The sequence below is a fragment of the Aeromicrobium sp. Leaf272 genome, assembly GCF_001422865.1.
Taxonomy (GTDB): Bacteria; Actinomycetota; Actinomycetes; order Propionibacteriales; family Nocardioidaceae; genus Aeromicrobium.
In genome coordinates, this window is sequence record NZ_LMMY01000010.1 from 345,386 (window position 1) to 356,150 (window position 10,765).

The window sequence follows — 10,765 nt, forward strand, 5'->3', positions numbered from 1 at the left end:
CCCCCTGCACGCGCAGGGGGGCCTGCGTTACGTTCGTCACAGTGCCCTGGTCCGGGCGCCCCTCGGCTCATCCGCACCTCAGCTCATCCGTACAGACCTCCGTCGCCCCACCACCTCAAGGAGCATCGAGTGACCACTCCCGTCAAGGTCGCCGTCACCGGCGCCGCCGGCCAGATCGGCTACAGCCTCCTCTTCCGGATCGCCTCCGGCGCCCTGCTCGGACCCGACACCCCGGTCCAGCTGCGGCTGCTCGAGATCACCCCGGCCCTCAAGGCGCTCGAGGGCGTCGTGATGGAGCTCGACGACTGCGCCTTCACCACGCTCGACTCCGTCGAGATCGGTGACGACGCCGAGCACATCTTCGACGGCGTCAACCTGGCCCTGCTCGTGGGCGCCCGCCCCCGCACCAAGGGCATGGAGCGCGGCGACCTGCTCGAGGCCAACGGCGCGATCTTCACCGCCCAGGGCAAGGCCCTCAACGCGGTCGCGGCCGACGACGTGCGCATCGGCGTCACCGGCAACCCGGCGAACACCAACGCGCTCATCGCCATGAGCAACGCGCCCGACATCCCGCGCGAGCGCTTCAGCGCCCTGACGCGGCTCGACCACAACCGCGCACTCAGCCAGCTGGCCGCCAAGACCGGCTCGAAGGTCGGCGACATCACGAAGCTGACCATCTGGGGCAACCACTCCGCCACGCAGTACCCGGACGTCTTCCACGCCGAGATCGGTGGCCGTCCCGCCGCCGAGGTCGTCGACGACCAGGCCTGGATCGAGGACACCTTCATCCCGACCGTCGCCAAGCGCGGCGCGGCCATCATCGAGGCGCGCGGCGCCTCGTCGGCCGCCTCCGCCGCGTCGGCCACCATCGACGCCGCCCGCGACTGGCTGCACGGCACGCCGGAGGGCGACTGGGCCTCCATGGCCGTCGTCTCCGACGGCTCCTACGGCGTCCCCGAGGGCCTGATCTACTCCTACCCCGTCACCACGAGCAACGGTGACTGGGAGATCGTCCAGGGCCTGGAGATCGACGACTTCAGCCGGGCGCGCATGGACGCCACCGCGGCCGAGCTGGTCGAGGAGCGCGACGCGGTCAAGGAGCTCGGCCTGATCTGAGCTCCACCCTCAGCACGACGCACGGTCCCCTCCCACCCGGACGGGGACCGTGCGTCGTTCGTGTCCTGCCTCAGGCCGGCGGGCTGTTCCCTGCCTCAGGCCGGCGGGCCGGGCGGCACGATCAGGGCCAGCAGGCTCAGGCTCGCGCCCAGCACCGTCATCCAGACGATGTCGAACGTCCGGCCGCGCACCCGGAGCATCCCCACGTGGTCCGGTGGCACCACCACACGGGCGATCGCGCCCAGCACGAACGTCACGCCCACGACCATCAGGCCGGCCCGCCAGGCGCCGAACGCCACGAGGACGAGCCCGACCGCCACCCCCACGAGCAGGAGCAGGTAGATCTGCGATCCGCGGCTGCGCGGCAGAGGCACCTTCACCGCGCCGTCATCCCCGGCTCGCGACGATCTTCTCGGCCTCGTCGACCACGTTGCTCAGCAGCATCGCCCGCGTCATCGGACCCACGCCGCCGGGATTGGGGGCCACCCAGCCGGCCACGTCCATCACGCCGGGGTGCAGGTCGCCGACGATCTTGCCGGCCTCGTCGCGGCTGACCCCGACGTCGAGCAGGGCGGCACCGGGCTTGACCATTTCGGCAGTGATGATGCCCGGCACGCCGGCCGCGGCGACGACGATGTCGGCGCGCCGCACCTCGGCGGCGAGGTCGCGCGTGCCCGTGTGGCACAGCGTGACGGTGGCGTTCTCCGAGCGTCGCGTGAGCAGCAGTCCCATGGGACGGCCGACGGTGATGCCGCGACCGACGACCACGACGTTCGCCCCCGCGATCGGCACGTCGTGGCGGCGCAGCAGCTCCACGATCCCGCGGGGCGTGCACGGCAGCGGGGCGGGCTCACCGAGCACCAGCCAGCCCAGGTTGGTGGGGTGCAGCCCGTCGGCGTCCTTCGCCGGGTCGATCCGGCCGATCACGGCGTTCTCGTCGATCCCGCGCGGCAGCGGCAGCTGCACGATGTAGAGGGTGCAGTCGGGGTCGGCGTTCAGGCCGTCGACCGCCGCCTCGATCTCGGCCTGCGTCGCCGACGCCGGGAGGTCGACGCGGATCGACTCGATCCCGATCTGGGCGCAGTCGCGGTGCTTGGCGTCCACGTACCAGCGGCTACCCGGGTCGTCGCCGACCAGGATGGTGCCCAGACCCGGCACCAGCCCACGCTCCCGCAGGGCTGCCACCCTGCCGGTGAGCTCCGTCTTGATGGCCGCGGCCACCGCCTTGCCGTCGAGGATCTGCGCCGTCACGCGCACGAGTCTGTCACGGCTCGGCGCCCGCGAGGAACATGACCCGATGGACACTCCCCCTACACTCAGGTCCGGGAGAGTGACCCGCCTCGGTGGTCACGCTGCAGATCGGCAGGACGGTCCCGGTGCCGCACGGCACCGCACGGGAGAGGGTGACGGATGACGACGCGGGCACAGCTGTCCCAGGAGCGCAGTCGGCAGCGACGCGACGAGCTCGTCGCCGCCGCCATCGAGCTGTTCGCCGAAGGCGGCGCACGCGCCGTCACGCACCGCGCGGTCGCACGACGAGCCGGGCTCCCCCCGGCCACCACCACCTACTACTTCGCCTCGATCGAGGAGCTGCTCCGCGAGGCCCTGCGCGACCACATCGGACGGTGGCGGGCCTCGCTCGACACGCTGGCCGGCTTCGACTCCGGGCCCCGGACGCTGCGGGTCTGCGACGTGACCCCCACCATCGTGGGCGTGTTCTCGGCCCGCGGTCCCGAGGTCGCCGCCCTCGAGCTCTCGATCTACCTCGCCGCGACCCGCGACGAGGCCCTGCGCGACGAGGCCGCCAGCGCGCTTCGCAGCTTCGAGCAGCTCACCATCGGCTGGCTCACGGCTCTCGGCGTCCCCGCCCCCGAGCGACTCGCCGGCGCCCTCCTGACCGCGGTGGCCGGCACCGCTCTGCGCCGCCAGTCGGGCCTCTACTCCGAGACCGAGGAGGCCGAGCGCATGAGCGAGACCTTGCGCGACCTGGTCGGCGCCCACCTCCTGGGACGAGACGTGATCGACGGGGCTCTCGCCAAAGCGACCGGTGCGTCATTAGACTGACGATCAACAGTCTCGGGGTACACGAAGCGAAGGACGACGCGATCATGCTCGTTGGTGCCTTGGACGTCCCCAGCCCCGGACGCGGCCGTTCATGACCGACAGCACCCCTCCTGGGGGACGTGCCCGGCTCAGCCAGGAACGCAGCCGGGTCCGCCGTGACCAGCTCATCACCGCCGCGGCCACCCTCTTCGCCGAGGGTGGCACCAAGGCCGTGACCCACCGGTCCGTGAGCGAGGCCGCCGACGTGCCGCTCGCCACGGTGTCCTACTACTTCGCCTCGATCGAGCAGCTCGTCGACGTGGTGTTCAGCCAGACCCTCGCGTCCTGGAACGAGACCTGGAACGCGCTGCAGCCAGAGCCCGGCACCGTCCTCACCCCCGACGAGGTCGGGGCCATCTTCGAGCGGCTGCTCTCCGACCACACCTCGACGTCGGCTGCGCAGCAGATGCAGGTCTACCTGGCGACGTTCTCCCGGCCCCACCTCATGGACGACCTGCACGCCATGCGGGCCAACGTGGGTGCGTCGATGATCTCGCTCGTCCAGGCCGCCGGCGTGGAGGACAGCGTCGAGTGCGTCCGGGCGCTGTCGGTGCTCTACACCGGAGCCCTCGTGTCGATCACCGACCCGTCGGACGACATCGCCTCCGTGGCCGCGCTGCTGCGCCGCCAGGTCGTGCGCGTCCTCGAGGACGGTCTGCGCACGAGCTCCTGACGCCGCGCCGACCGCGCGTCAGTGGAAGAAGTGACGCGTCCCGGTCACGTACATCGTCACGCCCGCAGCCTGCGCTGCGGCGATCGTCTCGTCGTCACGCACCGACCCGCCCGGCTGGACGATGGCGCGCACGCCCGCGTCGATGAGGATCTGCGGACCGTCGGCGAACGGGAAGAACGCGTCCGACGCGGCCACGGCACCCCGGGCCCGATCCTCGCCCGCTCGCTCGACGGCCAGACGGCACGAGTCGACCCGGTTGACCTGTCCCATGCCGATGCCCACCGACCCGCCGTCCTTGGCCAGGAGGATGGCGTTCGACTTGACCGCTCGGACCGCCGTCCAGGCGAAGGCCAGGTCGGCGAGGAGCGCGTCGTCGGCCGGATCGCCGGACACCAGCGTCCAGGAGGCGGGGTCGTCACCTGCGGCGTCGACGTGGTCGACCTGCTGGACCAGTCGCCCACCCGAGATCGGGCGCACCTCCGTGTCGGTCGCGGCGCCGTCGGTCTGCGCCGGCGCGGGTGACCGCAGGATCCTGATGTTCTTCTTGCCCTGCAGCACCTCCACGGCGCCCGGCTCGTAGTCGGGGGCCACGATCACCTCGGTGAAGACCTCGGCCACCTGCTCGGCCATCGCCACGCTCACCGGCCGGTTGGCGGCGATGACGCCACCGAAGGCGGACACCGGGTCGCACGCGTGGGCGCGGGCGTGCGCCTGCGCCACGTCGGCGCCGACGGCGATCCCGCACGGGTTGGCGTGCTTGATGATCGCCACGGCGGGCTCGTCGTGGTCGAACGCCGCGCGTCGCGCCGCGTCGGTGTCGACGTAGTTGTTGTAGCTCATCTCCTTGCCGTGCAGCTGCTCGGCGGAGGCGAGACCACCGGTGCCGTCGGCGTAGAGAGCGGCCTGCTGGTGCGGGTTCTCGCCGTACCGCAGCACCGACGTCAGCGTGCCGGCGGACCCTGCGAAGGCCGGCCAGCCCCCGTCGACCGACTCGTCACGCGTGTACTCGCCGGCGAACCACTCGGCGACGGCCACGTCGTACGCGGCGGTGTGGGCGAAGGCCTGGGCCGCGAGCCGCTTGCGCTGCTCGAGCGTGAAGCCGCCGCCGGCCAGCGCCTGCGAGACGTCGGCGTAGGCGTCGGGCGAGGTCACGATCGCGACGCTCGGGTGGTTCTTGGCGGCCGCGCGCACCATCGAGGGACCGCCGATGTCGATCTGCTCGACGCACTCGTCCGGCGTGGCGCCCGAGGCCACCGTCTCGCGGAAGGGATAGAGGTTGACGACGACGAGGTCGAACGGCTCCACGCCCAGCTCGGCCAGCTGGGCCGTGTGGGACTCCAGCCGGGTGTCGGCCAGGATGCCGGCGTGCACGCGCGGGTGCAGGGTCTTGACCCGGCCGTCGAGGCACTCGGGGAAGCCGGTCAGCTCCTCGACCGGTGTCACGGGGACGCCCGCGGCCTCGATGGTGCGGGCCGTCGACCCGGTCGAGACGATGGCGACGTCGGCGGCGTGCAGCGCCTGGGCCAGCTGCTCGAGCCCGGTCTTGTCGTACACCGAGACGAGGGCGCGCTTGATCTGTCGTGTGCTCATGCAGGGTCTCCGAGCTCGATGGTGCGGTCGTTGAGGGTGAAGCCGCGGCGCGCCAGCTCGCCGACGGAGTCGACGAGCATGCGACGCTCGCTGGTCTTGATGCGTTCGTGCAGCGTGGTCTCGTCGTCGTCGGGGAGCACCGGCACGGCCACCTGGGCCACGATCGGCCCGGTGTCGACCCCGGCGTCGACGACGAACAGCGTGGCCCCGGTGATCTTGACGCCGTACGCGAGCGCGTCACGGGGGCCGTGCATGCCGGGGAACGACGGCGAGAGCGCCGGGTGCGTGTTGAGCGTGCGACCGCCGAAGCGGGCCAGGAAGTGGGGTCCGGCGAGCTTCATGAAGCCGGCGAGGACGACGAGGTCGGGTTCGTGGGCGGCGACCTGCTCGGTCAGGGCAGCGTCCCAGGAGTCGCGGTCGGGGTGGTCGCCGAGCCGCTCGACGAACGTGGGGACGCCTGCACGCTCCGCGCGGGCGAGTCCCTCGATGCCGTCGCGGTCGGCGCCGACCGCGACGATCGTGGCGCCGTAGGTCGGGTCAGTCGTCGCGTCGATCAGGGCCTGGAGGTTGGTGCCGGAGCCGGAGACGAGGACGACGAGGCGAGCGCTCTGACGTCGCGGACTCTGGGGCACGGGCGCCACGATAGTGCGACGCCAACGCACCGAGCGCACCGCCCAGGGCCATGACGGGCACCGCGACGAGCAGGGGCGTGAGTGCGGGCGGGCCCGCCTCCGCGAGGCGTCCGGGACCCACGGCGCCCCCGGAGATGCCCACCACGACCCCCACGAGCAGGCCCGCGACGCCGCCGGCCACCGCGCCCTGGGCGCACCGGGCGAGCACGGGCCGGTCGTGGATGCCCAGCAGCGGACCGGACGAGCGCGGCAGCCGCCACCCGGCCACGAACCCGGCGAGCACGGGCAGCAGACCGAGCGCGACCACGACGTCGCCGAAGGCGCCGGGCGCGGGCAGGGCCGCCAGCACCGGCAGCCCCGGGACGGCACCGAGCTGGGACCCCGTGAGGTCGACCGACGTCTGGGACCCGAGGACGAAGCCGGGGCCGAGCAGGACCGACGTCGCCCAGGCGACCATGGTCGGCACGGCGAGCAGGCAGAGCAGCGCGAGGGCCGGAGCACCCGCGAGACCCGGATCGAGGAGGGCCCACAGCTGCGACGCCCGGTCGACGTGCAGCACCAGCAGCGCGAGCACCACGACCGCGGCCGCGGCGAGCAGGACGAGCGCGCCCAGGGCGCCGGCGCGCACGGCCTGGCGGACGTCGGCCCGACGCCACGCGTCGGGCCAGAGGTCACGGCCGCGTCCGTGCGGGAGCGTGGCCCCGAGCGCGGCGCCGACACCGGAGACCACGAAGGCCGCCGCTGCCGCGCGCACGGGGTGCACGACGATCGAGGGAGTGCTGGCCACGCTGGCCAGGACGGCGGCGAGCACGCCGCAGGTCCCCGCGACGGTGGCGGCGAACGCGCCCGGCGAGTCCACCGGGTCCGGCGTCATGGCGTGCGCCACCCGAGCGGTCAGCGCCACGCACAGCAGCACCCCACCGAGCGGCACGAGACCGAGCGTGGCGCCCTGGAGCTCGAGGCCGGAGCCTTGGAGGACGAGCCAGGCGCGGGCGCCCGTGCGCAGCGCCGGGACGAGGTCGGCCCCGCTCAGCAGCGCCACCCCCGAGCCCAGCACCAAGGCCGTGATCACGGTCAGGATCGCGGTGAGGAAGCCCGGACGCAGCGGTGCGGTCGCGACGGTCGGGTTCACCCCACCATCCTCCCGGTAAGGTCGTGGCGTTCCGACAAGCCACGCCGACACCCCCGAGGAGGCGAGCTCGATGACCCGCGTCGACGAGTTCACCAGCTTCTACGAGGCGACCTCGGCGACCTGTCTGCGTGCGGTGTACGCCATGTGCGGCGACCGCCAGGTGGCCCAGGAGGCCACCGTCGACGCCTACCGTCGGGCCTGGCGCGACTGGTCGAAGATCCGCCAGCGCGACCCGCTCGCCTACGTCCGCACCGAGGCGTGGAAGCTCACCGCGCTCAGCCGTGGCACCCATCCCCTGCGACGCCGCCACGAGGAGGACGCCGACACCGCGCTCCTCGAGGCGCTGCACGACCTGTCGGCCGACGACCGCCGTCTCATCGTCCTGCTGACCCTGGGCGACACAGACCTCGACCAGGCCTCGCGCGAGGTCGGGGTGAGCGCCGAGGAGGGCATCGAGGCGGTCACCACGGCGCTCGACGGCCTCGAGAAGCGCCTCGACCTCTCGCTCGCCGACCTCGAGGACCGGCTCAAGGGCCTCGGCGCCGTCACCGGGCAGCTCAGCATGCCCGGAGCCGACGAGGTGCGGACGGCAGCGCGTCGAGGTCGACGCCGCAACACCGTCGCGCTCGTCGCGGCGAGCGTCGTCGCCGTGCTCGCCGGCGGGCTGGTGGCCACCGACGGCGACGCCCTGGCCACGCAGAGCGACCTGCCGTACCGCGAGAAGCTCGGCGCGGAGCGCCCCGACCTGGTGCTCGAGGCACGCAAGATCACCGCCGAGAACCTGCTGTCCCCGGCCCAGGTGGCCCGGCTCGACCCCGACCAGCGGTGGTCGTCGTCGGGAACCGACGAGGACCCGAAGAACGAGACCCCGTACGCCACGTGCCCGCCGCAGCGCTTCGCCGACTCCGATCCCCTGCGGGTCTTCGTGCGCACGTTCGCCGGCAGCGGCGACGCCGACGACCGGGTCGCCGAGTCGATCGAGGTCTCGCGCGACACCGCCGCCGCGGAGAAGGCCTACGACACCACGCTGGGCTGGTACGCCGACTGCAGCCACCCACGCGTCCAGCTGGTCGGCTCCTACGTGGTCAAGCGCCCGTTCGGCGACTTCCAGATCCTGCGCCTGCGGTCCCACCGGTCGCCGCAGAAGGTCTTCACCGTCGGCCTCGCGCACTCCGGCCGCGTCACCAGCACGCTGGTCCACGAGCGCACCGGAGCCTCGGGCCCGGACATCCAGGCGTTCGCGACGGCGCTCAACGCGTCCGTCGAGAAGGTCTGCCGTGACAGCGGCGGACGCTGCACCGACGACTTCGAGGTCGTCCGGACCATCCCGCCGCGCACGTCGAGCTCGGTGGCCTTCCTGGGCACCGTCGACCTGCCGCCGATCGCCGACATCGACAAGGTGTGGTCGGGCACCCGACCGCTGCGACCGGAGACCAACCCCGCAGCCACCCAGTGCGACGAGGCCGACTTCCGCCGCAAGGGCCTGGAGTCCACCGCCTCGCGCGTCTTCGTCATCCCCGACGCCGTCGGCGTCCCCGCCGAGTTCGGCATCACCGAGACGGTCGGGCGGTACTCCAGCGACGACGCGGCGAAGAAGCTCGTCGACAAGGTGCGCGACGACATCGACGACTGCCCCGACGCGAACCTCTCCGCGGAGGTGACCCAGGAGAAGAAGATCGAGGGCTCCGGCTTCAGCGGCCGGTCCTGGAAGATCAGCCTCGAGGTCTCCGAGGGCGACCGCGTCGTCATCCGCACGGGCATCGTGCGGCGGGGCAAGGCCGTCGCCCAGGTGACCATGACGCCCGTGGGCGACTACGACGTGGACCGCAAGACCTGGGAGGCCCTCGTCAAGCGGGCCGGTGAGCGCCTCACCTACGCCCCGACCTCCTGAGCCCGACCTCCTGAGCCGGGCCCCTGAGCCGAGCCTCCTGAGCCGGGCCGTCCGCTCTCGTCCCACCTGTCCCGGGGCGGGCTTCCTGCGCCGACCATGCGGGGGCCGACCGTGCGGTCCCGACGGCCGCTCGGTGCGGAGCACCGCGGGCACGCAGAACGGGCCCCGACCTGTCGGTCGGGGCCCGTTCGTGCAGCAGACGTGAGGTCAGCCGTTGAGGATCTCGCGCATGAGCTCGGCGGTCTCGGACGGCGTCTTGCCGACCTTGACCCCGGCGGCCTCGAGGGCCTCCTTCTTGCCCTGCGCCGTGCCCGCGCCGTCGGACACGATGGCGCCGGCGTGGCCCATCGTCTTGCCCTCGGGAGCGGTGAAGCCGGCCACGTAGCCGACGACGGGCTTGGTGACGTTGGCCTTGATGTAGGCCGCCGCCTTCTCCTCCGCGTCGCCACCGATCTCGCCGATCATCACGATCGCCTTCGTCTCGGGGTCGGCCTCGAACGCCTCGAGGGCGTCGATGTGGGTGGTGCCGATGATCGGGTCGCCGCCGATGCCGATGGCGGTCGAGAAGCCGAAGTCGCGCAGCTCGAACATCATCTGGTAGGTCAGCGTGCCCGACTTCGACACCAGGCCGATGGGGCCCTTGCCCGCGATGTTGGCGGGCGTGATCCCGGCGAGCGCCTCGCCCGGCGTGATGATGCCGGGGCAGTTCGGGCCGATGATGCGCGTCTTCTTGCCCTGGGCGTAGGCCCAGAACTCCGCGGAGTCCTGGACGGGGACGCCCTCGGTGATGATGACGAGCAGCCCGATCTCGGCGTCGATGGCCTCGATCACGGCGTCCTTGGTGAACGCGGGCGGGACGAACGCGACGCTGACGTCGGCGCCCGTCTTCTCGATGGCCTCGGCCACGGTGCCGAAGACCGGCAGCTCCACCTCGGCGCCGGAGGCGTCGGTGTGGGTGACGGTCGTGCCGGCCTTGCGGGCGTTGACGCCGCCCACGATGTTCGTGCCGGCCGCCAGCATGCGGGCGGTGTGCTTGGAGCCCTCGCCGCCGGTGATGCCCTGGACGATGACCTTGGAGTCCTTGGTCAGGAAGATCGACATGTCAGCCCCTTCAGCCGTTCGCCAGCTCGGCGGCCTTGTCGGCCGCACCGTCCATGGTGTCCACCTGCGTCACGAGCGGGTGGTTCAGCTCGTCCAGGATCGCGCGGCCCTCGTCGACGTTGTTGCCGTCGAGACGGACCACGAGCGGCTTGGTGGCGCCGTCGCCGAGCAGCTCGAGCGCGCCCTTGATGCCGTTCGCGACGGCGTCGCACGACGTGATGCCGCCGAAGACGTTCACGAAGACGCTCTTGACCTGCGGGTCACCGAGGATGACGTCGAGACCGTCGGCCATGACCTGCGCCGACGCTCCGCCACCGATGTCGAGGAAGTTCGCCGGCTTCACGTCGCCGTGCTTCTCGCCGGCGTAGGCGACCACGTCGAGGGTGCTCATGACGAGTCCCGCGCCGTTGCCGATGATGCCGACCTCGCCGTCGAGCTTGACGTAGTTGAGGCCCTTCTCCTTGGCCTTCGCCTCGAGCGGGTCGGCCTCCTCGTGGATCACGAAGTCCTCGTGCTCGGGGTGGCGC

At 72.3% G+C, this 10,765-nt stretch carries 10 protein-coding genes and 1 pseudogene; 4 read left to right on the top strand and 7 right to left on the bottom strand.

From position 1 onward, the window contains the following. Positions 1 to 129: 129 nt before the first annotated feature. Positions 130 to 1,116: a malate dehydrogenase gene (locus ASF38_RS06885; RefSeq protein WP_056574640.1), complete on the top strand. Its 987-nt coding sequence runs from the start codon at positions 130 to 132 to the stop codon at positions 1,114 to 1,116. A 95-nt stretch (positions 1,117 to 1,211) separates the two neighbouring features. Here ASF38_RS06885 and ASF38_RS06890 read toward each other — a convergent pair whose 3' ends face one another. Together ASF38_RS06890 and ASF38_RS06895 are read right to left on the bottom strand one after the other, a co-directional pair. Next, on the bottom strand, positions 1,212 to 1,496 hold the full coding sequence (locus ASF38_RS06890; protein ID WP_055969355.1) for a DUF3017 domain-containing protein: 285 nt from the start codon (positions 1,494 to 1,496) through the stop codon (positions 1,212 to 1,214). 7 nt (positions 1,497 to 1,503) lie between these two features. Next, entirely contained in the window at positions 1,504 to 2,367 is an 864-nt protein-coding gene (locus ASF38_RS06895) for a bifunctional methylenetetrahydrofolate dehydrogenase/methenyltetrahydrofolate cyclohydrolase (RefSeq protein WP_056574654.1), read from the bottom strand. Positions 2,368 to 2,526: 159 nt separating this feature from the next. Here ASF38_RS06895 and ASF38_RS06900 point away from each other — a divergent pair, with 159 nt between their 5' ends. Both ASF38_RS06900 and ASF38_RS06905 read left to right on the top strand, forming a co-directional pair. Next, positions 2,527 to 3,180 carry a TetR/AcrR family transcriptional regulator gene (locus ASF38_RS06900; RefSeq protein ID WP_055969358.1) on the top strand — a complete coding sequence of 218 codons (654 nt, stop codon included), beginning with the start codon at positions 2,527 to 2,529 and terminating at the stop codon, positions 3,178 to 3,180. Positions 3,181 to 3,271: 91 nt separating this feature from the next. Next, positions 3,272 to 3,892: a TetR/AcrR family transcriptional regulator gene (locus ASF38_RS06905; protein ID WP_055969360.1), complete on the top strand. Its 621-nt coding sequence runs from the start codon at positions 3,272 to 3,274 to the stop codon at positions 3,890 to 3,892. Between the two features lie 18 nt (positions 3,893 to 3,910). Here ASF38_RS06905 and purH read toward each other — a convergent pair whose 3' ends face one another. Genes purH through ASF38_RS06920 form a run of 3 tightly spaced genes read right to left on the bottom strand, consistent with a single transcriptional unit; the run spans position 3,911 to position 7,246 of the window. Then, positions 3,911 to 5,482, bottom strand: coding sequence for a bifunctional phosphoribosylaminoimidazolecarboxamide formyltransferase/IMP cyclohydrolase (gene purH, locus ASF38_RS06910; RefSeq protein ID WP_055969365.1), 1,572 nt, complete (start codon positions 5,480 to 5,482; stop codon positions 3,911 to 3,913). Then, complete coding sequence (purN, locus tag ASF38_RS06915; RefSeq protein WP_055969366.1) at positions 5,479 to 6,114, bottom strand: phosphoribosylglycinamide formyltransferase; 636 nt, start codon at positions 6,112 to 6,114, stop codon at positions 5,479 to 5,481. The genes purH and purN overlap by 4 nt, the downstream gene beginning before the upstream one ends. Beyond that, positions 6,020 to 7,246, bottom strand: a complete 1,227-nt coding sequence (locus tag ASF38_RS06920; RefSeq protein ID WP_055969369.1) for a DUF6350 family protein — start codon at positions 7,244 to 7,246, stop codon at positions 6,020 to 6,022. The genes purN and ASF38_RS06920 overlap by 95 nt, the downstream gene beginning before the upstream one ends. Positions 7,247 to 7,316: 70 nt before the next feature. Here ASF38_RS06920 and ASF38_RS06925 point away from each other — a divergent pair, with 70 nt between their 5' ends. After that, on the top strand, positions 7,317 to 9,137 hold the full coding sequence (locus ASF38_RS06925; protein ID WP_055969372.1) for a sigma-70 family RNA polymerase sigma factor: 1,821 nt from the start codon (positions 7,317 to 7,319) through the stop codon (positions 9,135 to 9,137). Positions 9,138 to 9,344: 207 nt separating this feature from the next. On the opposite strand, the gene sucD is transcribed toward ASF38_RS06925, so the two are convergent. Continuing rightward, entirely contained in the window at positions 9,345 to 10,238 is an 894-nt protein-coding gene (sucD, locus tag ASF38_RS06930; protein WP_055969374.1) for a succinate--CoA ligase subunit alpha, read from the bottom strand. A gap of 10 nt (positions 10,239 to 10,248) precedes the next feature. Continuing rightward, a pseudogene (locus ASF38_RS19090) lies at positions 10,249 to 10,765 on the bottom strand (succinate--CoA ligase subunit beta); the annotation flags it as partial.

What these genes read in the sequence shown, in the direction of transcription:
- ASF38_RS06900 (WP_055969358.1), top strand. Translation starts at nt 2,527, where the DNA reads ATGACGACGCGGGCACAGCTGTCCCAGGAGCGCAGTCGGCAGCGACGC.
- ASF38_RS06905 (WP_055969360.1), top strand. Translation starts at nt 3,272, where the DNA reads ATGACCGACAGCACCCCTCCTGGGGGACGTGCCCGGCTCAGCCAGGAA.
- purH (WP_055969365.1), bottom strand. Translation starts at nt 5,482, where the DNA reads ATGAGCACACGACAGATCAAGCGCGCCCTCGTCTCGGTGTACGACAAG.
- ASF38_RS06925 (WP_055969372.1), top strand. Translation starts at nt 7,317, where the DNA reads ATGACCCGCGTCGACGAGTTCACCAGCTTCTACGAGGCGACCTCGGCG.
- sucD (WP_055969374.1), bottom strand. Translation starts at nt 10,238, where the DNA reads ATGTCGATCTTCCTGACCAAGGACTCCAAGGTCATCGTCCAGGGCATC.